20 protein-coding genes and 2 pseudogenes are annotated in these 21084 nt (G+C 55.4%); 7 read left to right on the forward strand and 15 right to left on the reverse strand.

All coding sequences use genetic code 11. From position 1 onward, the window contains the following. A pseudogene (locus ACEQU8_RS03855) lies at positions 1–379 on the forward strand (malate synthase G); the annotation flags it as partial. 85 nt (positions 380–464) lie between these two features. Here ACEQU8_RS03855 and ACEQU8_RS03860 read toward each other — a convergent pair. The 9 genes from ACEQU8_RS03860 to ACEQU8_RS03900 all read right to left on the reverse strand — a co-directional run bounded on the left by ACEQU8_RS03860 (position 465) and on the right by ACEQU8_RS03900 (position 8403). Continuing rightward, the gene (locus ACEQU8_RS03860; RefSeq protein WP_370261605.1) at positions 465–959 is read right to left on the reverse strand and encodes a hypothetical protein; all 495 of its coding nucleotides are present in this window, start codon (positions 957–959) and stop codon (positions 465–467) included. Positions 960–962: 3 nt separating this feature from the next. Continuing rightward, on the reverse strand, positions 963–1562 hold the full coding sequence (locus ACEQU8_RS03865; protein WP_370261606.1) for a hypothetical protein: 600 nt from the start codon (positions 1560–1562) through the stop codon (positions 963–965). A gap of 347 nt (positions 1563–1909) precedes the next feature. Further along, the gene (locus tag ACEQU8_RS03870; protein ID WP_370261607.1) at positions 1910–3439 is read right to left on the reverse strand and encodes a TIR domain-containing protein; all 1530 of its coding nucleotides are present in this window, start codon (positions 3437–3439) and stop codon (positions 1910–1912) included. Positions 3440–4221: 782 nt separating this feature from the next. Beyond that, positions 4222–5139, reverse strand: coding sequence for a metal-dependent hydrolase (locus tag ACEQU8_RS03875; protein WP_370261608.1), 918 nt, complete (start codon positions 5137–5139; stop codon positions 4222–4224). A 108-nt stretch (positions 5140–5247) separates the two neighbouring features. Next, positions 5248–5499 carry a hypothetical protein gene (locus ACEQU8_RS03880; RefSeq protein ID WP_370261611.1) on the reverse strand — a complete coding sequence of 84 codons (252 nt, stop codon included), beginning with the start codon at positions 5497–5499 and terminating at the stop codon, positions 5248–5250. After that, positions 5496–5954 carry a DUF2778 domain-containing protein gene (locus tag ACEQU8_RS03885; protein ID WP_370261612.1) on the reverse strand — a complete coding sequence of 153 codons (459 nt, stop codon included), beginning with the start codon at positions 5952–5954 and terminating at the stop codon, positions 5496–5498. Before ACEQU8_RS03885 ends, ACEQU8_RS03880 begins: the two co-directional genes overlap by 4 nt. Before the next feature lie 136 nt (positions 5955–6090). Beyond that, positions 6091–7233, reverse strand: coding sequence for an acyl-CoA dehydrogenase family protein (locus tag ACEQU8_RS03890; protein WP_370261613.1), 1143 nt, complete (start codon positions 7231–7233; stop codon positions 6091–6093). A gap of 53 nt (positions 7234–7286) precedes the next feature. Then, entirely contained in the window at positions 7287–7730 is a 444-nt protein-coding gene (locus ACEQU8_RS03895; RefSeq protein WP_370261615.1) for an acyl-CoA thioesterase, read from the reverse strand. After that, on the reverse strand, positions 7723–8403 hold the full coding sequence (locus tag ACEQU8_RS03900; RefSeq protein ID WP_370261617.1) for an acetoacetate decarboxylase family protein: 681 nt from the start codon (positions 8401–8403) through the stop codon (positions 7723–7725). Before ACEQU8_RS03900 ends, ACEQU8_RS03895 begins: the two co-directional genes overlap by 8 nt. A gap of 111 nt (positions 8404–8514) precedes the next feature. On the opposite strand from ACEQU8_RS03900, the gene ACEQU8_RS03905 reads away from it, so the two are divergent. After that, complete coding sequence (locus ACEQU8_RS03905; protein ID WP_370261618.1) at positions 8515–9165, forward strand: TetR/AcrR family transcriptional regulator; 651 nt, start codon at positions 8515–8517, stop codon at positions 9163–9165. A gap of 83 nt (positions 9166–9248) precedes the next feature. Further along, complete coding sequence (locus tag ACEQU8_RS03910) at positions 9249–9497, forward strand: hypothetical protein (protein WP_370261621.1); 249 nt, start codon at positions 9249–9251, stop codon at positions 9495–9497. A gap of 27 nt (positions 9498–9524) precedes the next feature. Here ACEQU8_RS03910 and ACEQU8_RS03915 read toward each other — a convergent pair. Further along, a pseudogene (locus ACEQU8_RS03915) lies at positions 9525–10583 on the reverse strand (NAD(P)H-dependent flavin oxidoreductase); the annotation flags it as partial. A 292-nt stretch (positions 10584–10875) separates the two neighbouring features. On the opposite strand from ACEQU8_RS03915, the gene ACEQU8_RS03920 reads away from it, so the two are divergent. From ACEQU8_RS03920 to ACEQU8_RS03935, 4 genes are all read left to right on the forward strand, one after another. Beyond that, complete coding sequence (locus ACEQU8_RS03920; RefSeq protein ID WP_370261622.1) at positions 10876–11190, forward strand: hypothetical protein; 315 nt, start codon at positions 10876–10878, stop codon at positions 11188–11190. Between the two features lie 13 nt (positions 11191–11203). Continuing rightward, positions 11204–12337: a hypothetical protein gene (locus ACEQU8_RS03925; protein ID WP_370261623.1), complete on the forward strand. Its 1134-nt coding sequence runs from the start codon at positions 11204–11206 to the stop codon at positions 12335–12337. 97 nt (positions 12338–12434) lie between these two features. Then, positions 12435–12746, forward strand: coding sequence for a pyrimidine/purine nucleoside phosphorylase (locus ACEQU8_RS03930; protein WP_370261625.1), 312 nt, complete (start codon positions 12435–12437; stop codon positions 12744–12746). A 26-nt stretch (positions 12747–12772) separates the two neighbouring features. Then, the gene (locus ACEQU8_RS03935; RefSeq protein ID WP_370261626.1) at positions 12773–13552 is read left to right on the forward strand and encodes an SDR family NAD(P)-dependent oxidoreductase; all 780 of its coding nucleotides are present in this window, start codon (positions 12773–12775) and stop codon (positions 13550–13552) included. Between the two features lie 9 nt (positions 13553–13561). On the opposite strand, the gene ACEQU8_RS03940 is transcribed toward ACEQU8_RS03935, so the two are convergent. From ACEQU8_RS03940 to ACEQU8_RS03960, 5 genes are all read right to left on the reverse strand, one after another. Continuing rightward, positions 13562–14593: a hypothetical protein gene (locus ACEQU8_RS03940; protein ID WP_370261627.1), complete on the reverse strand. Its 1032-nt coding sequence runs from the start codon at positions 14591–14593 to the stop codon at positions 13562–13564. Positions 14594–14633: 40 nt separating this feature from the next. Next, positions 14634–15935, reverse strand: a complete 1302-nt coding sequence (locus ACEQU8_RS03945; RefSeq protein WP_370261629.1) for a GDSL-type esterase/lipase family protein — start codon at positions 15933–15935, stop codon at positions 14634–14636. A gap of 72 nt (positions 15936–16007) precedes the next feature. Then, positions 16008–16790: a nitroreductase family protein gene (locus tag ACEQU8_RS03950; protein ID WP_370261630.1), complete on the reverse strand. Its 783-nt coding sequence runs from the start codon at positions 16788–16790 to the stop codon at positions 16008–16010. Between the two features lie 93 nt (positions 16791–16883). Beyond that, a complete protein-coding gene (locus ACEQU8_RS03955; RefSeq protein ID WP_370261632.1) occupies positions 16884–19964 on the reverse strand; it encodes an efflux RND transporter permease subunit in 3081 nt (1026 codons plus the stop codon). Beyond that, the gene (locus ACEQU8_RS03960) at positions 19961–21052 is read right to left on the reverse strand and encodes an efflux RND transporter periplasmic adaptor subunit (protein WP_370261634.1); all 1092 of its coding nucleotides are present in this window, start codon (positions 21050–21052) and stop codon (positions 19961–19963) included. The genes ACEQU8_RS03955 and ACEQU8_RS03960 overlap by 4 nt, the downstream gene beginning before the upstream one ends. Between the last annotated feature and the right edge of the window lie 32 nt (positions 21053–21084).

The following is a 21084-nucleotide window of genomic DNA, read 5'->3' on the forward strand; positions in this document are numbered from 1 at the left end:
CAACAACGCCCAGGGCATTTTGGGTTATGTGGTGCGCTGGGTAGACCAGGGTGTGGGCTGCTCCAAAGTGCCCGACATCAACAACGTAGGCCTGATGGAAGACCGCGCCACGCTGCGCATTTCCAGCCAGCACATTGCCAAATGGCTGCAGCACGGCATTTTGACCGAAGCCCAGGTGATGGAAACCATGAAGCGCATGGCCGCAGTGGTGGACCAGCACAACGCTGGCGACCCCGCGTACAAGCCCATGGCTGGCACTTTTGAAACCTCTGCTGCCTTTAAAGCAGCCTGTGACCTGGTGTTTAAAGGCAAGGAACAACCTGCCGGCTACACCGAGCCACTGCTGCACGCATGGCGCTTGAAGGTAAAAGCAGCCTAAGTTTGAGTGGTTGGTTTTGAGAAAGCCAGGTGCTGAAAAGTGCCTGGCTTTTTTGTTGGGGGATTGTTGCTGGGGGAGATGGTGGCTACTTGGTGAGCAAAGTCTCTTCTATGCCTTGTTGGGTAATTTTCAAGCCCACGCGATAAGTCTGTTTGGGAAGCGTTGGGTTGGCGCGTGTGGCAACACGATTGTATTGGCGAAATGTAAGCACCAGCTCGGCTTGGTCGGGTGTGCTTTCGTCGCCTTTCGTCTTAATCCACTTTGCCTTTACAAACTCGCCGGTTGCACCAAGGGTATGTACCTGTACCTCCGGTATTTCATCAAAAGTTGCCACAGTGATGAGGTGCTGGTTTTTACAAGCGGCTCCTGTTTCAAGGCCGCAGGACTCTTGATGAGCGGGGGTTGAAAATAGCCTCAACATAAGGCCTTTTTGACCGCCAGGGCTGTATTGATTGAGCTCAATAACATCACCGTAGGCCATGTTGCGTTTAAGAACATCCGCATCCAGTTCGGCGGCGGCAATCGTTCCCGCGCAAGCGATGAGGCAAAGCGCGACCGATATTTTTTGAGTAACAATCATGGCTTAGTCCACCGAGAGATGAATGTGATCGGTGTGGCCGGCAACAGGGTGAGGCTTTCCGTGTTTTCTTTTGAACAGAGGACCGAAGTTTTCTCGTCGGCCACCCCATGACTCAAAGGCCAGCTGGATGGCATCCGAAATGAGTTTTACTGCCGGATCATTCGGGTAATGAGTCGACATCCGCATGCCGTTGATGCGGGAAATATCCACAGCTTTGCCCAAGCCCTGCATATGCCGACTTGGAAAATTATGTTGATCTTTCAATGAAGAAATATAGATCGAAGTTAATGTGGGACCGTCGATGAGATTGGCTCTGATTGTTTGAAGAAGAAAGTCGAGTAAATTGGGGTGGATCTCTCCCCCAACCTGAGCCGCCTCGAGGTTTGAACCTAGGATCGCGAACGTCAGTGGGTTGCCGCGTACGCTCGCCCGAGGCGGGCTTAGGGTGTATGGATTCGGCTGGATCTTGAAGGCCTCTGCCTCACCGCTGAACGGGATCTCTACTTCAATTTCCGACCCTGTAATATAGAAGGGCCCGCTCCGGTTTGTGATATACCTGTTCTGATCCCTGCTGACGTCAATCTGCTTCTCTCCCTGATCCACCACAAGGTTGTCTTCGTCAAGAACCGGAACGTCGATCTTGTATTTTTCTCAGAAGTAGAGCGCTAAATCGTCCACAGACGTATTCAGTAGGCGATCGGGATCGACCTTCTCGATCTCTGCGGCCAATTGCTGGCGCTGGTGCCGATCAACTGAACGCCAGTCAGGCCCCGTGACAGGTGGTCTTCGCGAGCCACAAGTATCTCCTTTGACTTCTAACGCCTGGGTTAACCGGCGACGGAGCGCGTAGCGCGAAGTGTACCGACACTGGCCATGAAAATGCCGAAGGCATGACCAGTGTTGGCATCCGGGTTCAACCTACTGTTATACATCACTGGGGAATTGGAAGGCTAGGCCCCGGATGCCGGGAACAAAGATTGCTGTTCGGAATTTTTGACCTCTACTTGGCGCATTTCTTCAAGTTTCTTGCACAAGGCTTCGACGATGTTTGCCAATTGTTCGACATTTTCTTTGGTTGGGTCGAAAGATAAGCCGCCTACCCGTCTACTTTCGTCGAAAAGTCCAGGAGTAGTATCTGTATACCAAATTGGAATTACGGCGCCTTCCCCGAATCTCTGCTTGAATTGCTCGGATTCAAATTTGGTCCATATCTTCTTGGGGTAATTTTTGCTGAGCAGCGCTATGACGAACTTGGACTCGCTTCGATATATCGGTGCGAGATACTCCTCAACATCGTTGGCGAGTATTCTGTGTTGTTCATTTTTGTCGTAGAAGACGCTTATTTCACGGGTGGTGAGTTCGTGAGCGAGTGATTCGGCTAGAGAGCGATCTTCGCCAGCAAAAGAAAGGGCGAAATCGTATCTACTATTAAAGTCAATGCTGAAGTAACCGACTTGTCTTGCGAATTTTGACCAAATGATGTTCCTAATGAAGTAAAGAAATTTTGGATCTTCGGTTGTTAATAAGTCTGTCTTTGATTCAAAATGGATCAATTCCGAGATCGTGTTGGAATTGGCAATGAGGTTGTTCAAGTGGCCCTTTTCTATCACCTGCGACACGCTTCCTTTCAGATCGGGGTTTGCGGCCATGGCCTCCTTTGTGTCGAGTGCTCCTTCCTGCGTTTGTGATAACCAAAGCAGAAGGTGAAGGTATGGCGCACGACCTTCTCTGCGTAGCTTGTTGCCTGTGGAGAACTCTCTCGCAATGGGGAAGAATCTTGGGCCAAGGTCCGCAAGCACTGCCTCCCTAATTGCTGGTAAGCTCATGCCAATTTTTTCTGGCTCAGGGGCGACACGAGTTTCTAGCAACTTTCCTTGGAGGCATACCTCGTGGCACAAAACTTGTGCCATCGCAAAGCTTCCTTCTGCCTCCTCGGATATTTCGCTAGAAATTGAAATACTGCAATTTAAGGCGCGCTCTCCCAACTCAATGAGTTGCCTTATTCGCTCAACACTTGTTCTGCCAACCCGGATGGTTTCCACGCGGTGAAGAAGGTCTGGCGCATATTCAACCAGAGTTTGGCCTGCGCGATTGATGCCAATTAAAATGATCTTGCTTGTCGTGTCCTCTTCGTCCGCAAGCGTTTTGGCGAAGTCCGTGATCTTTTGTTTTGAGGCAGGGGGTAAGCGATGAAAGTCGTCAATGATTACAACCCCAATACTCCTCATGGTGGGCAACTCGTTGATGAGTGGTATGTCTCCTTGCTTTCGGCCGGACAAAAATAAGCATGACTCAGCAAGCCCAGTTTCATCTAGTGCTCTCTTAATGCAGGATGTCTTCCCAATTCCAGATGGGCCTTCAATGATGACGCCTCGGCCGGGCGTTTGAATCGCTACGCGAACTCGATCGTATTCATCTGGCTCAACGAAAGTATGAGTTGGAACTCCAGATTTCTTAAAGACTTCGTCGATGCGGGGCATCTGTCTCTCCTAATGCCTTAAGTGTATGTCTAACTTGATTTATCGAAAAATAACGGCGATATCCGTTTATCCGAACATCTCACGTGGGGCTACACCAACAGAGCGAGCCCCTTTGCACAGCTTGAAGATCCAACAACATACTGTTTCTATGAACAGTAGAACCAAAACCCGAAATTCGCCACGTTTGCTTGACCCAGAGTTAAGCGAAAAATCTCTGCATCAACACACAAACAGACTATGGCAGCTTTACTTTTTCTTTATCGTGAGGCTCTGATAATTGATCTGCCTTGGCTGAATGAAGTTAGTCGCCCAACCACCTCGAAGCGATTGCCTGTCGTACTCACCCGCCAAGCAGTTACCTCTACATTCGGTAATCTGTCAGGTGTCCACCTGCCCCGTTAGCGGCGTTCACCGCAGGCACCATTTGTATCCACAAACTTTCCGACGAAACTTCAAGCGGTAGCTTCAGACTCGCTTTCCCGATCCACCACGGCTACCGCCCGCCCATTCTGCAGCCAATGCTTTTGCAAAGTGCAACGCCAATGGTTTCGAAATGTAAATTCATTGTTACTACACGGCAAGCGTACGATTCGGTTCTGGTTGTTAGGTAGCTAAAACAAGTACACACCGAAAGCCGCACCCAGCCTTGTTGTGCTAAACATTCCAACAAACACCACCCCCGCATTTGAGGGGAAGCGCACATTTCAGCTTTTAAGGGCATTTGGCTTACAAATAAAAAAAGCCCAACATCACTGTTGGGCTTTTATTGATGCTTTGCAAAATCAAGCGGCTGTGGCTGTCGCTCCGCTCACCGCTTTGCTCAGGCGTGCGCGCACGGCCTTTTTAACTTCGGGGTTGGGATTGCGCATGGCGTTGTTGACCTGCTCAACAAAGGCGTCGATGTCCTTCATGAAGTGGCTGTTGTCATGGTCCCAGGGGTGGAAGTCGGCGCGGAAGTAGTCGAAGAAGTCGCCCATGGCCTTGCGGAAAATGCCTTCCTTGCCCATCAAAATTTTGCCCACGGCTTTGTAGCCTTGCAGGTGCTTGCCTTTGGTGTTGGGGTCGGCCAGCACCAGGCGGGCGTGGAAGTAGGCCACCACAGGCCAGAAGATGATGGTGGCCAGCACCATGCCAAAGCGGCGAATGAAGCGGTTGTACACGTTGTCGGGCATCACGGTGTTCCACACGTCGTAGGCCACGGCTTTGTGCTCGGTTTCTTCGTACGAGTGCCACTGCCACATTTGGCGAAAGCCCTCATCAGAATTTTTGCCGGTGACGTTGGGGTCGCTTAGCACGGCGTTGGCCATGATGGCGGTGTAGTGCTCCAGGGCAATGGTGCCAGCCAGCGACAATTTGCGGCCCAACACCTTTTGCAAGCCGCCCAGCAGGTTCCACAGCATCTTGTCCAGCTTGAGGGCAGGTACACCGCTGCGTTCCATCATTTCGTTGTATTCCTCGTGTTCACGGCTGTGCAGGGCTTCCTGGCCAATAAACGCTGTGATTGCCTTTTTAAGGTCGGGGTCGGTCACCTGGTCTTTGTAGGCGCGCACCGAGTCCATGAACAAACGCTCGCCGGCGGGAAACAGCACAGACAAGGCGTTGAAGAAGTGGGTGACGTGGGGGCCGGCTTCGTGCCAATTGTTGATGCGGGACTCATCAAGGTTGATTTTGACGTCGCGGCGAACTGGAATGACTTTCATGTTGACTCCTTTGGTTACAGCTTTTTTTCTGATATTGACATTGCACAATGTATCAATGATTTTTGTCAGTAACAACTGTAAACCTTGGGGGAAAACTCTAATTTTCAATCAATCGTTTGGTTTTTGAGACAGCAGGATATTTACCAACTTAGTGACGACAAACCAGGCAAAACCAAATCCCAATAGGGCCACAGCGATCAACTCAATATCGGAGGCCAGGCCTGGATTGTGGTCATGCGTTTGATGGAGAACAAAGGTCCAAATCCGTTCTGAAAGAGAGAATTCGTAATAAAAATGCACGACGAGCCAGCCCAAGGACAAAGTGAGCACCATCTTGATGACATTGGTTCGTGATTTCATGCGATGACGGAAAGAACGCCGTAGGCGAGAAATTTTGTATTTGGTACGGCAACGGGCGGATGTTTTCGGATTAACACACTGAGGGACTGGAAGTCTCGTTCGTTGGCCAACACGATACACCCTTCACTTCTACCAAGGGACCCCTTGGGATGCATTCTGAATTGCCCCCTCGCTACGGAGTTACAGAACACCTCATCATCAATTTTTCCATCAAGAGCATAAAGCGCAAACCACTCCGACTTGGAGGAAAACAGATCTCGAATCTCACCCAGCCAGCCACCAGAAGACCTGTCGACGATGTAATAGTACCCAATGGGAATGGCGCCCACATTTTTGTGACATGTGTAATTTGATTTGTTCACATGCGAACCTAGCCCTGAAAAAGCAGGGAACTCAAGATGAGCATATTTCACGGCGCTCATTGGCAGGCCATTCAACCGGAAAGAACATTCCATACATAACCCCAGAAAAATCAAGAGGTTTATCATCTGTATGACAACTGATCAAATGGAGGCCTCGGTCTGGCATAAAAATGAAAAACCCGCCAACCCTCGCGGTCAGCGGGCTTCTACCAAGCCAAATTCAGGCGCCTTACAGCGAACGGGCAATAATTTCTTTCATGATCTCGGAAGACCCGCCATAAATGCGCTGCACGCGGGCGTCGGCGTACATTTGGGCAATCGGGTATTCGAGCATGTAGCCGTAGCCGCCAAAAAACTGCAGGCATTCGTCGATCACTTTGCATTCAAGCTCGCTTAAGTGCAGCTTGGCGATGGATGCGGTGGTGGTGTCCAGCTCGCCCTTCACCAGTTTTTCTACGCAGGTGTCGATGAAGGCGCGGGCCACCACGGCTTGGGATTTAAGCTCTGCCATTTTGAATCGGGTATTTTGAAATTCAAAAATGGTGCGGCCAAAGGCTTTGCGTTCTTTGGTGTATTCAAGGGTGAGCTCAATGGCAGCCTCGACCACGGCCAGCGCACCCACGCCCAACATCAGGCGCTCGTAGGGCAGCTCTACCATCAGCTGCATAAAGCCCAGGCCTTCGGCGCCCAGCAGGTTGTCGGTGGGTACCTTCACGTTGTCAAAAAACAGTTCGCAGGTGTCTTGCCCTTTTTGGCCGAGCTTTTCCAGAATGCGGCCCACTTTGAAACCTTCGCAGTTGCGGGTTTCAACAATCAACAGCGAAACGCCCTTAGAGCCCGCGTTGGGGTCGGTTTTGGTGACCACCACAATGAGGTCGGCCAGGTAGCCGTTGGAAATAAAAATTTTAGAACCGTTGATGACGTACTGATCGCCCTGCTTCACCGCCGAGGTGCGGATGCCTTGCAGGTCAGAGCCCGCGCCGGGCTCGGACATGGCAATGGCGCCAATCATTTCACCGGTGGCCATTTTGGGCAGGTACTTTTGTTTTTGGGCTTCGGTGCCGTGGTTCAAAATGTAGTGGGCGGCAATGGCGTGCACATGCACACCAAAGGCGCGGTCGCCGGCGTAAGCCAGTTCTTCAAACAACACGGCCATGTGCGTAAAGTCGCCGCCGCTGCCGCCGTATTCGTCGGGTACATCGGCCAGCAACAGACCGAGTTCACCGGCTTTAAGCCAGGTGTTGCGGTCCACGTGTTGTTGCTCGGCCCATTTTTTTTGGTTGGGTTTGATTTCGCTTTCTACAAAGCGGCGCACGTTGGCACGGTAAAGCTCCAGGTCTGAGTTGCTCCAGCTGGGTTTAGGGTAACGCATGGGTGTCTCCTGAAATGGTGTGTTGAATTGTTGGTTTGTGTAAAAGCGTTTGCTTAAGCGCCCTGCCCGCTTTGGTTCACCACGTGGCCGCGTGCTCGGGTTTGAAGGGCCATGCGCAGGTCTTCGGGGATGGCTGTTTTTTCAAAGTTGCTGGCAGTGACTAGCACGTATGTAATCTCGGAGGTGGCCACCAAAGTGCCGGTGTTCGCTTGGGTAAAAGCAACGCTCAAGGTGAAGCTGGTGTTGCCAAAGTGGGTGGGGGCAACCTCGGCGCACAACACGTCGTCAAACCGTGCGGGGGTTTTCCATTGCGTGAGCAGGCGCACCACTTGGGTTTCGAAGCCCATGCGCACCAATTCGCCATAACCGCCCAAGCCAGCGCGAAGGTATTCGGTGACCGCCAGGTCGACGTAGTCCCCATAGCGGGCATTGAACACCACGCCTTGTGCATCGCATTCGCCGTAGCGCACGCGGAATTTAAATTGAAACTCAGACATGAATATGAGCCCTTGCTTGAACCTGCGCCACGGGAAATGTCATTTGAAATTGGCTGGCCTCAAAGGCTGCCACCACATCGCTGGATTGGATGGCCGGGAACAGCCCCGAAGGTGTGCTGATCTGTTGAACACTGGCCAATTTGCAGCGCCCTTTGGCGCTGGGGGTGTACACAAATCGTTGGCCGTTCAGGCTTTGCACCAGGGTGCGCATGAAACTGGGCACCAGCGCGGTGTGCACTGGGCAAGCCCAACCTTTGCCCTGGTAGCGCAGGTCAATGAGGGTTTGGCCCCCATGCTCCACACGCACACGCTGGCCACCATCGGTTAGGGTTTGCCACTGGAAGTTGGCCAGTTGCTTGGGAATGCCCCAGTTGCGCCGACCGTTGTCCACGCTGGCTTGGCTGGACACCCAGATGTTGCTAATGGTGAGGTGACGGCGGCCATCAATCTGCGCACTGCCGGGGATGTAAAGCAACTCTTGATAAGGCCCCACGTTGGAGTGTTCGTAATTGACCAACATCAACACTGAAAACCGGGAACGCAGCGCTGGAACCATGATGTGCTCAATGGCGGGATCGGCCATCACGCGCTTGGTTGAGTTTTTTAACAGCACAATCAAGCCATGGCCCTGAAGTTGCCATGGCGCTGGGCATGCTGAAGTGTTTGAGTTCAATGCGGTCTCCGTGATGCTGGGTGAGCCAAAGCCACGGCTTGTGCCTTATGGCCGCTTGCGCCTATACTTTGCCGGAACATATTGTCAATAACGGAATGAGTTGTCAACTTTATGACCACCACCGCACAGGCCGAGGGTTTAACCCGGGCGCAACGTCAAAAACTCCAACTTCGGGCCGACATCATTGATGCTGCCTTTGAAGAGTTTGCTGAACGGGGTTACCACCAAACCGCGATTGCTGACATTGCACAGCGCTTGGGCATTGGGCACGGCACGTTTTACCGCCACTTCGAGAACAAACGCGATATTCTTGAACATGTGCTGGACGCCGCCATTGAAGATCTGACGAACGCCCTGAGGGACGATTTTTCTCCCGAGAAAGTGAACTCTCTGGCCGAGTACAAAACGCAGTTGGCCAGCATCCTGAAAAAGCTCTATGCCTTTGCGCAATCTAACCCGCGCGCTTTGCGGCTGATGCTGCTGGAGGCCACCTCGATTGATGGCGAAATGACTAAGCGGATTGCCGCGATGCATGCAGAAGGGCAACGGGTAGCCAGTGAGTATTTGCAGCATGGCAAGCGGAAGGGGTTTTTCCGCAGCAACCTTGACACCAAAGCCACGGCCACAGCAGTGGTGGGCATGTTAATGGCCGGCTCCATGCAATATTTGTTTCAACCCGAGGACAAGTCGTTTCAGAAAGCTTTTGGCAAGGCCGTGATTGACTTGCTCACGGCGGGGTTGGCTGCACAGCCAGCGGCTTGAAAATTTGCAGCGACCTGTCAACCTCCTCAACACTTCATGAGTTAACAAACTGCGCAAGCGCGTTTGATTCTCTGGAGTAAGGCATGAATAAAATCCTCGCTTTGCTGGCCGCCAGTGGCGGCTTGCTGTTCGCCCAAGCAGCCATGGCAGATCACCCTGCCTGGCCCCACTTCAAACCCCACCACGGCGTTGACATTCAAATTGTGCTGGGCCAGCCCAAGCCCGTGTGGGTTCACCGAGATGGCCGTGTTTGGGACAGGGATGATGATGACGACGATTGGGATGATCGTGACGATGACTGGGATGATGACGACGACGATGACGACGATTGAGCGCCGCCATCAAACTGACCGCGTGGTTTAAGGCTGCTTTAGCCGGTTAAGCTGGGCCAGGGCGTGTTCCGCCTCTGCCATGATGCGTTGGGTCAACTCGGCCACGGTGGGCACATCGCTCACCAAGCCTTGCACCTGGCCAATCAGTTGAATGCCGCGCTGGTGATCTCCTTCTATGGTGGCGCGTTTAATTTGCAGCACCGCAGCCCCAAAAAACGCCACCCGTAGGGCCTGTTCAAAGCCCAGCTTTAATACATCCCGAATCATGCCCAACATGGGTTTGTTCATGTCGCGGGCGGCCTGCCATGCACGCCACATGGCACGCAGCGGGTTGAATTTTTTGCGCGTCACTTTGCGAGCGTAGGGGGTGGTCATCACCCGGCAGGGGATGCTGTCAAAGTTGGCGCTGTAAATGGTTTCTTCCACCTGCTTGTCCACAATCAACGATTTGGTGTTGGCATGCACAGGGCTTTCTTGCGTGGCTGCCCAGCGTGTACCCATGGCCACCGCATCGGCCCCCAAGGCCAGGGCGGACACCAAACCCGCCCCAGTGCCAAAGCCCCCGGCGGCCACAATCGGCAACTGGGTGACCTGCCGTATGGCGGGCACCAACACAAGCGAAGTCACCGAGCCACCGTGCGCCGCCGCTTCGTGACCGGTCACCAGCAAGGCGTCCACGCCCGCTTTTTCTGCGCTGAGTGCATGCTTGGCGCTCACTACGGTGGCAATCACTTTGCCGCCGTAGGCATGCACCCGTTTGCACACATCGGCCCCACTGCCCAAGCTGAAGTTGATCACAGGCACTTGCTCTTGCAAGGCCACTTCCAGGTTCTCTGTTGCGCCGGGCATGATGAGCGCGCACCCAATGGCAAACGGCTTTTGCGTGAGGCTGCGCACGCGGCGAATTTCAGCGCGGGTTTCTTCGGGGGTAAGGTGCCCAATGGCCAGTATACCCAAGCCGCCGGCCTCGCTGGTGGCTGCCACCAAGGTGGAATTGGCCACATGGGTCATGCCGGGGCAAATGATGGGGTACTGAATGCCAAACAGCTTGGTAATTCGGGTGTTTAGAAGCAGGGACATGGAGGTGACGGTCGAGGTATTTGATTAATCCATTACTGTAAGTGAAATTTTCCACCAATAGTTGTAACACCCCTCAAGCACCTTTTTGGCCGCTTATACCCCCATTAACCCCCCTCCACACCCCTCTAAAGTACCCCCCAAAACAGGTTGATATACGTGTTTTTTGTAATTTTTATCTATTTTTACTGACATTGTGTAGGCGTTTTTCTGACAACTTGCTTATACTGCAGTCCTCAAGGCCTACCTAAAAAGGGTTAACCCTTTTCAATACCCCAAGGCACACCAGGAGACCGCCCCCATGCAACTTGGCCAGTACAACCCATTGCAGCCCACCGACAGCCTTCCAGGCCAAAGCCTGCTGGATTTGTCGATGGCAGCCAGCGTGATTCCCAAAGCGTTGTTTGAACCCATTGCGCAATACATCACGCAAGTGGACTTGAGCCTGTTTGGCATGAGAAACACCTTTGACCCTGGTACGGCCAGCATTGGCCCGCTTGAGCACAGCGGCCACATGGCGAGCCACCCCACCGATTTTAGTTTTGATGCATCACCGATCTCCAGCATGCAGGCTGGGGGTGAAACCTTTGCTGTACCTCCCGCAGACTTTGCTTGAAAAGGAAAAAACCATGAACACTCCCATTTCTGAACTGGCCACAGTGTCCGCCCTGGAGGGCCGGGTTTATGTGGTGCGCGACGGGGCAGAACGTTTGCTGACCCCCAACATGGCGCTGCGTGCTGGCGATGTATTGCGCTCCACAGAAAACTCATTGGCTGTGCTGAGCATTCCTGGCACGCAGCAGCAAATACCCGCTTTTTTGGAGGTGGCCAATGGTGGCATGGCGCAGCTCGAATTCGACCCGGACCTGGGCGAGCATGGTCAAGTGGTGGTGAAGTCTGGCACGGATACCACCGATGGCACGGTGACCTTGGTATCGGACCTGCCCGGGGAGAACCAAGCTGCGGTGCTGGAAGGCCAGGAAAGCCAAGGTGAAGCATTTGGACTGTTTGGTGCAGGCCTGGTGGGTGGCGGAGCCTTGCTGCCTGCCGCTGGCGCGGTGGGTGCTGCGGCTTTGATTGCCAGCGGCGACGACGGCGGCAGCGGTGTTGGCAACACGCCGCCCTCCCCCACCAACCCCACTGACAACTTGGGTGGCTTGGCCGAGACCGTGGGCAACCTCACCAACAACCTGGGCGACCTGACAGAGCCCATTCCGGTGGTGGGCGATGCGGTAGAGACTGTGGGCGATGCCTTAACCGATGTGTTGGCAGGCGAAAACCCCAATGGCCTGGGTGGTGTGTTGGCCATTACAGACACCGTGGTGGGCAGCGTGGGCGATATGCTGGAACCCGTGCCGGTGCTGGGCGATGTGGTGGGTGCCGTGGGCAGCCTGTTGGATGCCACCTTAACAGGCAACAACAATGGCGGGCTAAGCGGCCTGCTCACCGGCGTGGGCGAAGGCTTGAGCGATGCGCTGGCAGGTACGCCGGCTGAGGTGCTGGGCGAGGGGCTAAACACTGCTCTGGACTTGGGTGGCAGCGCGCTCAGTGGCGTGGGCGATGCCATTGCCTCAGTGGGCCAAGCCACACCCTTGGCCCCGGTGACCAACTTGCTGGCTGACGTGGTGGGCACCACCGACGGCGGCCTCTTTCTGGGGGGCCTGGGCTCATCCATTGGATCATCAACCCTACCCGATGCGGGTGGCCTGCTTGGCGGCGGCTTGCTCGGTGGCCTGCAAGACCTGCCCAGTTTGCTGGGCTAAGACGGCGCACTTCTATTAGAGCAGGCGGCTCGCCACGGTGGGTGAATTTTCAGGCATCATGCTCGCATTCTGAACATGCCTTAACAGGAGCAATTTGATGTCTAAATTCGAGAATGTGACCGTGGTGAAAGCCGCCAATGTGTACTTTGATGGCAAGGTGAGCAGCCGCACGGTGCTGTTTGCAGACGGCAGCAAAAAGACGCTGGGCCTGATGCTGCCCGGCGAGTATGAGTTTGGCACTTCCCAAAAAGAAATCATGGAAATTTTGGCGGGCGAGATGGATGTCAAACTGCCTGGCCAGGAATGGCAAACCATCGTGGGTGGTCAGTCTTTTGACGTGCCAGCCAACGACAAATTTCAGTTAAAAGTAAAAACCCCTGTCGACTACTGCTGCAGCTACATCGACTAAACACCAGCCAGCTTGGGAGGACGAGCATGACACAGTGGGCACTCATTACCGGGGCTTCTTCAGGCATCGGCCTGCACCTGGCCGAGCTGTTTGCCAAAGACAGCATTAACCTGGTGCTTAGCGCACGAAGCACCAGCAAGCTGCAGGCACTGGCTGAAGATTTGCAAACCAAACACGGCATTCAAGTGCAAGTGCTGGCTGCCGACCTGGCAAAGCCCGGGGCAGCCGACGCATTGGTGCAAAGCATTGAAGAGCGCGGCGTGGTATTAAACCACTTGGTGAACAATGCAGGCGTGGGCGTGTTTGGTCTGTTCAAAGACAACTCGCTTGAAGAAGAACTGGCCATGATGCAACTGAACATGCAAAGCCTGGTGGTATTGAGCAAAAAGCTGTTGCCCCACCTTCTGCAAACCCGTGGGCAGATCATGAATGTGGCTTCTACGGCGGCATTTCAGCCTGGGCCATACATGGCCGTGTATTACGCCACCAAAGCATTTGTGCTCAGCTTCTCTGAAGCGCTGGATGAAGAACTGACAGGCACTGGCGTGAATGTGACTGCACTGTGCCCTGGCCCCACGGCATCGGGCTTCCAGGCCCAGGCCAATATGAACAAATCGGCCCTGGTGCAAGGGCGCAAATTGCCAAGCTCAGAAGAGGTGGCTGTGGAGGCCTACGCGGCCTACAAGGCCCGCAAGCGGGTCACCATCACCGGTTGGTTGAACTGGGCCATGGCGCAAAGCGTTCGGTTTACACCACGTAAAGTAATTACCAAGGTGGTAAAAACCATTTCAAAGCCTGCCCGATAAGGCAGGCATTTATTGGGCCGGAATGGTAATGACCGGCACACCCACCGGGCGATCTACCGACTTGATCACCAAGAGCATGCGCAGCAGCGACAACGTGAGCTTGGAATTCAGGTCGGTGTCGTCGATCCAAAACCAGTGGTCACGGGCAAACACTTTGACCCGAGCGTCCTTGGGTTCTTCTTTGCTGCTGTGCACTTTCAACAATTGGCTGGTGAGCAAGCGGGTGTCCACAGGCGCGCCCACGTTGTTGTAAAGCTGGGTGACCTTGCCTTCGTCTTGCGCAGGCACTTGCACGGCAAAGGCCAAGGCATGCATCACCGACAACACCGAGCGGCCTTGAATGGCAACCGTGCTGGGGCTGTGCATGACACTGTCAATGACCTCGTAACGTTCAAGGCTGGGGTCAAGCTTCAGCAGGTTGCGCAGGTCCATGCCCAAGGGGCCCTTGGATTTGATGGTGAGCCATATGCGCCCATCGGTGCTGGCGTTGATACGCAGTTCGCGTGCAATTTGAAGCTTGCCAATGAGGTCGGCCACGATGCCGAAGCGTTCGCGGTCTGGCACGTCGTTGTCAATGCCGTTGATGGTCTCGACACAGCAAGACAACAAACGCTCAGCGCTCCAGCCCGAGCGCGTGAGCGGCTCGATGATGGCGGGCGTGAGCGGGGTCAACACATGTTTTGCAAAGGCCTCGCCTTGCAAGTAGTTGTAGCTGATCACAGGCGTGTCGCGATACTCCACCCCGGCAGAGGGGAAAAACTCGCGGGTGAATGAATCGCCGATGGTGGCTCCAATGCCCGCGTTGGTGGACATGCTTTGGCTGGCGTTGATTGCGGTGATGTCAACAAACAAAGGGCTTTCGGCATAGCGCACGCGCACCAGGTTCAACAACAGTTGTTGGTCCCATGAGCGAGAAATGGCATCGTTGTAATTCATGCGGGCGGGCTCGATGGAGCGCGGCCCAATGGAGGTGCCAGCACAGGCGGTCAACAGGCCTGTGAGCGCTGAAATTGCAACAGCCTTAAAAACTACACCACCCATGATTTTTGCTGGCCTCTGTGAAAGACGCCAGCATAACGCATCAACGCTTGGCGGGGCTGACCCAATCGGCCAAAGGTGTGATTTCTGCCCACAATGCGTGGCCTGCATCGTTGGAGTGAATGGAGTCGCCACTGTTGTATTGAGGCAGGAAGGTAAGGCCTCCCGGCGCTTCCACGGCGGCGTTGTAATCTGCCACGCCTTGGCATTCGCCACTGTTCAGAATCCAGTCATTGAGCTTGGCCCGCTCGCCTCGCACATTGGCCTGGGTGGACTGCGCCCCGGGCAACCAGGTGGGGCAATACACCTTGATGTTGCGGGCGCTGGCCTGGGCAATCACATCGCGGTAATTGGCGATAATTTCATCAGCGGTTTTGCTGGACAAATCGTTGGTAACCCACACCACCACCGAAGACACGCCCACGGTGTTGAACACATCCCGAACCAAACGCGATTCGGTGGCGGCAAACAGGGTGTCCCCACCAATGCCGCGGTTCACAATGGTGTTGCGTTGCCCTGCTGGAATTTCAGCATCCATGCGCTGGGACAACAAATCCCCCACGCGCCGGTACTGGTTTTGTGTGGTGTTGTAACCATGGAAACTGGAGCTGCCCAAAAACACCATGGCACCATTGGCCTGGCTGGTGAGCACTTCCACATCACGCACGGCATACACGGTGCAACCATTGCAGACCAGCGGCAGGCCCGGAGGCGTAGAAAACCGTTGTCCATCGATGAGCCCGTACCCTGCCCCTGACGCTTCTAGCACTTGGTTACCCGAGCCGTCTGGGAGCTTGTAAGACTCTACCCAAGTGGCGCCAAACTCACCGGGGTTGTTGGCCCCTTTGACGTACAGGCTAATGGCAAGCTCGTCTTGACTGTTCACCGGGAAGGCCAAGGCGTCGCTGTAAAACGATTCGGTTTGTGGGGGAATAACAGCCGATGTTTGGCCACAATTGAAGGTGAGCGCCTTGTTGCTGTTGGGTTTGAGGTTGGCACCCACCGCGCCATCGCGAAAGCCAACTGCTGCAGCGCCAATTTCCATGGGCTGGTCGCTCAGGTTAATAAAACGCACACGGATGGACTGCCCGGCGGTGGTCACTTTGGCAATATTACGCACGGTGGTGTCCACCGGGGCAGTACCCTCGACGCGGGTCACGCCCCAGGCCGACAACCAGCGTTTGCCTGAACTTTCCATATTGCCACCCGCGCATGCGCTGCTGCCGGCGGGTTGTACATTCCTGCCCGATGCGGCGGGGCCAGAGCCTGTGTCTGACCCGCAAGCGGCCAGGGCGAAGGCGGCAACACTGGCCAAGGCCAGGCTGCGAAAGGTGTGGTGGTGCATGGCAAGTCCCCGAATACAATCTGTTGTTATGCAGTTGGTACTCGGGGCAGACCAGTTTCGGATGTAGAGGGTTTACACCTCGTGAACAAATAACTCACGTTCAAAACGCACTTGGGGCCAAAACACGCCATCGTCGGCACGCTCGCCAGCGCCAATCACCATGATGGGAAAGGCCTCATCTTTCAACTTCAGCAATTTGCGCACGCGGGCTTCGTCGTAGCCTTCCATCATGCAGGTGTCAAAGCCATGGGCACGGAAGGCCAGCACCAGGTTTTCGCAGGCCAGTGCAGCACTTTTGGCGGCCCACAACTCGACCTCGCTGCGGGTGTAGGGGCCACGCGGCAAAGGGGCCAGCAAGCCGCCCACGGTTGAAGCGGCCTTTTTAACCATGGCAAAGCTGTTTAAAGGCCCGGGGGCGTAATTGTATGGAATGAGCTGGTAATAACGGCGCACCAAGGGCGGCACATCGGGCATGGGCCACTCGCGGATCATTTTTTTGGAAAACTCGGTGACACGGTCGGTGCGGGCCACGCACACAATCAGCTCTTGCGCAGTTTTGGCAGCCAGTTGGCCCAGGCAAGCCGACACCAGTTTGGCCTTTTTGGCGGGGGTTTTTACCACGTAAAACTCCCAAGGTTGCAAGCCGCTGGAGCAAGGGGCCAACAAGGCCATGTCCAGGCATTCATCCAGCACAGCTTTTGGAATGGGGGTATCGGTGAATTTACGCACCGAACGGCGGCTTTCAACCACCTTTTTGAAATTGGCCGCGCTGATGCCCTTGGGCGCGGGCTCGTGGTAACGCTCTTTGCCGTTGATGGTGATGGTTTTGAACTTGCGTGCGTTGGCGCTGGCCATGTGATGCTCCCTTGCTGCTAAAAAACCTGCCCCCACACGGGGGCAAAGTTTAGATTGTGCTGCAGGGCGGCGGTCAAAGTTAGATGTTTTTCTCTAAGCTCGAATTGCGGCAAGCATGCGCCGCAAACGTTGCTCAATATCGTCCACCAAGGTGTACACCACAGGGATGACCAACAAGCTGAGGAAAGTCGAGGTCATGAGCCCACCAATCACGGCAATGGCCATGGGGCTTCTAAAACTGGTGTCGGCCGAGCCTGTACCAATGGCAATGGGCAGCATGCCCGCCGCCATGGCGATGGTGGTCATGATGATGGGGCGAGCACGCTTTTGGCAGGCATCCAGCACTGCATCCAGCCGCGACATGCCGCGCTCATTGCGGGCCACGATGGCGTATTCAACCAACAAGATGGAGTTTTTTGTGGCGATGCCCATCAGCATAATCAGCCCGATCAGCGAGGGCATGGAAAAACTTTTACCCGCCAACAACAGCCCCACAAACGCGCCTCCAAGGCTTAATGGCAAGGCCGCCAAAATAGTGACAGGCTGTAAAAAATCCTTAAACAGCAACACCAGCACCACATAAATACACACCACCCCTGTGAGCATGGCCAGGCCGAAGCTGGCAAAAAGCTCGGCCATCACTTCTGCATCGCCGATATTGCGCTGGGCCACTCCCGGCGGCAGGTTTTGAATACTGGGCAGTTGTTGCACTTCTTGTGCCACTTCCCCCAAGGGGCGACCCGACAATTCCACTTCAAAGTTCACATTGCGGGCGCGGTCGTAGCGGTCGATCACCGAGGGCCCGGCGTTTACAGTGAGCGTGGCCACTTGGTGAAGCGGTACGCTGGGCACCCCGGGCTTGGTGCTGGGCACGGTGAGCCGCTCAAGCACAGAGAGATCTTGCCGTGCAGCGTCGTCCAGGCGAACCACAATGGGCACCTGGCGTTGTGGCAAGTTCAGCTTGGGCAAGGCGGCATCGTAATCACCGAGTGTGGCCACGCGCAGGGTTTCACCCATCGCCAGGGTGCTGACGCCCAACTCGGCGGCCTTGGAAAAGTCGGGTTGAATCCACACCTCGGGCCGAACCAGGGCAGCACTGGAGGCAATGCTGCCCACACCCTGAATGGTGCGCAGGTCTTTTTCAACAGCCGAGGCGGCGCTGCTGAGCGCTGCACCATCATCGCCGGAGAGCACAAGAATATATTTTTCACCCGATCCACCCAGGCCAACCTTGTAGCGTGCGCCGGGCAGGTTCGACAACACCTCGCGCATGTTTTGCTCGATCACCTGCTTGCGCACACTGCGATTGCTGCGCTCGTCAAGCAGCACCGTGAGGGTGGCTTTGCGCACCTCGCCGCCGCCCTGCATGGCAAAGGGGTCTGAACCCGCTGCCCCGCCACCAATGGTGGTGTACACGCTTTTGATGTGCTCCACCTGGCTTAACAACTGGCGGGCCTGCTCAGCCAAGGCGGCGGTTTCTTCGAAGGTGCTGCCGGGCTGCAGCTCCAGGTAAACCTGGGTTTGCGATAAATCGTCTGGGGGAATAAAACCTGTGGGCAACAAGGGGATTAGGGCGATTGAGCCGACAAAAAACAAACCCGCTGCCACGCAAGTAATAAAGCGGTGGTGCAAGCTCCAGCGCACCCAATTCACATAACGCTTCATCATGCGCGTGGGCTCGTTTTGCTCGGGATGGTGGCCGGTGGCTTTGAGCATGTAGGCCGACATCATGGGCGTTAACATGCGGGCCACCACCAGGGAGGCAAACACCGCGATGGCGGCGGTCCAGCCAAACTGCTTGAAAAATTTACCCGCCACACCGCTCATGAACGCGGTGGGCAAAAACACGGCGATCAAGGTGAAGGTGGTGGCGATGACAGCAAGCCCAATTTCGTCGGCTGCTTCGCGTGCTGCTTGCAGCGGGTTTTTGCCCATGCGCAGGTGGCGAACAATGTTTTCCACTTCCACAATGGCGTCGTCCACCAAAATACCGATCACCAAAGACATGGCCAACAGCGTGACCACGTTGAGGCTAAAGCCCAGCAGGTACATGCCCAAAAAGGTGGGAATCACCGACAGGGGCAACGCCACTGCCGACACAAAGGTGGCGCGCCAGTCCCGTAGAAAAAACCACACCACCACCACGGCCAGAAAAGCGCCTTCCAGCAGCATTTTGATGGAGTTATCAAAATCACCCTGCACGGGTTCGACAAAGTTGAAGGCCTCGACAATGTTCAGGTCGGGCCTGCTTTGTTGAAGTTGCTGCAAAGCTTTTGCCACGCCCTGCCCCACTTCCACCTCGCCAGCCCCTTTGCTGCGGGTCACCTCGAAGCCCACCACAGGCTGACCATTGAGCAAGGCTTGGCTGCGGCGCTCGGCCACGGTGTCTGAAATGACGGCGATGTCAGCCAGGCGCACATACCGACCGTTGGGCAAGGCAATGGACATGGTTTTTAAGGCCTCGGCGCTTTGCACTGTGGCAATGGTGCGAAGCGGCTGCTCGCCACGGCCCAAGTCGGCCCGCCCACCCGCGGTTTCAAGTTGGGTTGCACGCAATTGGCGCGACACATCCAGCGCGCTCAAGCCCAGCGCCTGCATTTTTAAGGCCTGCAATTCGACCAACACTTGCCTGTTTACGCCACCCACACGACTCACTGCCCCCACGCCTTGCACGTTCAACAGGGTTTTGGTGATGGTGTCGTCCACAAACCAGGAAAGCGCTTCCTCGTCCATGCTGTTGGATGCGATGGTGTAGGCCAACACCGGGGCACCGCTTAATTCGATTTTGTTGATCACCGGGTCACGCAGGTCGGTGGGCAAGTCAGCCCGAACCCGTGAGACCGCCGAGCGCACGTCGTCCACGGCCTCTTGCGTGTCTTTTTCAAGCTCGAATTCCACCGTGATGCTGACCAAGCCATCCTGAATTTTGGTGTAAATGTGCTTGACCCGTTGCAGCGTGGCCACGGAGTTTTCTATTTTTCGGGCCACATCATTTTCTAACTGGGCTGGGGATGCGCCGGGCAATGCGGCCGTGACCAGCACAGTGGGCAACTCAATGTCGGGGAAGTTTTGAATTTTCATGCCCGCAAACGAGGCCAGCCCCGCCACGGTGAGCATGAAAAACAGCATCACCGAGGCAATGGGGTTGCGAATGCACCAGGCAGAAACGTTCACGGCAACACCTTCACCACATCGCCATCGGCCAAGAAGGCCACACCAGTTTTAACCACCGCCTGCCCAGCTTGAAGGCCTTCCAGTATGCGTACCCACTGACCCCCAGTGCGATCGGCCTGTACTTTTACCCGTTGCACTTGTGAAGCACCTTGAGGCACCACAAACACGTAGGTGAAACCGTCGCGCTCAACCACCGCAGACTGGGGCACCACCAAGGCGGGCTGTTGCGCCAATTCAAAGCGCCCCTGTACAAACATGCCGGGCCGCATGCCTTGGGCGTAAGCGCCCGGCAGGTCTACATACACCAACCCCATGCGCGATTGAGGGTCCACCGCTGCGCCCAGGGTACGCACTTTGCCCTGAAGGGTTTGCTCACCATGTTGCACCACCACGGGCATGCCCACTTTGACCTTGAGCAGTTCGTCGGCGCTAAGCTCTGCGCGCCATTCCAGGCGCTGCTGCCGCACCAGGCGGAACAACTCTTCACCGGGGTTGGGCACAGCACCGAGGGTAGCGCGTCGAGCAGAAATCACCCCATCGTCGATAGCGACCACGCGTGTATTGGCCATGCGGATTTGCTGCTGGGCAACGGCGGCTTTGGCCGATTGCAATCGGGCCATGGCCGACTTGCTAATGGTCTCGACCTGCAAACGTTCCTGGCGGCTGATGGCACCCGAATCCCCCAAGCCAGCCACCAACTCGGCGTTGATGCGCGCCTGTTCGTACAAGGCTTGCGCTTCGGCCAGGGCACCCAAGGCCTGCTGCAAATCGGCCTGCACGGTGGCTTGGTCATACTGAGCCAACAGTTGGCCTTTCTTAACCACATCCCCAGCCTGAGCGAGCAGTTTCTCGATGCGTACACCTGCCAGCTGTGCGCCAATGAGGGCCTCTTGCCAGGCCGCTACACTGCCATTGACAGTGATGCCCACAGGCATGGTTTGGTTTTGGACAGTGAACAGTTCAACGGTCAGGCTGGGCTGGCCTGCCTGCTCGGCTGGGTTGGCGGTTTGCGGATTGCTTGCTTGGCTGCAGGCAGACAACACCAACAACGCCCCAAGCAGGGCTGGCAGGATTACTCGCGGGGTCATGGGGAACACTGGGCAATGGGCTGCAAACTGTT

Source organism: Limnobacter sp. (assembly GCF_964228395.1).
Taxonomy (GTDB): Bacteria; Pseudomonadota; Gammaproteobacteria; order Burkholderiales; family Burkholderiaceae_B; genus Limnobacter.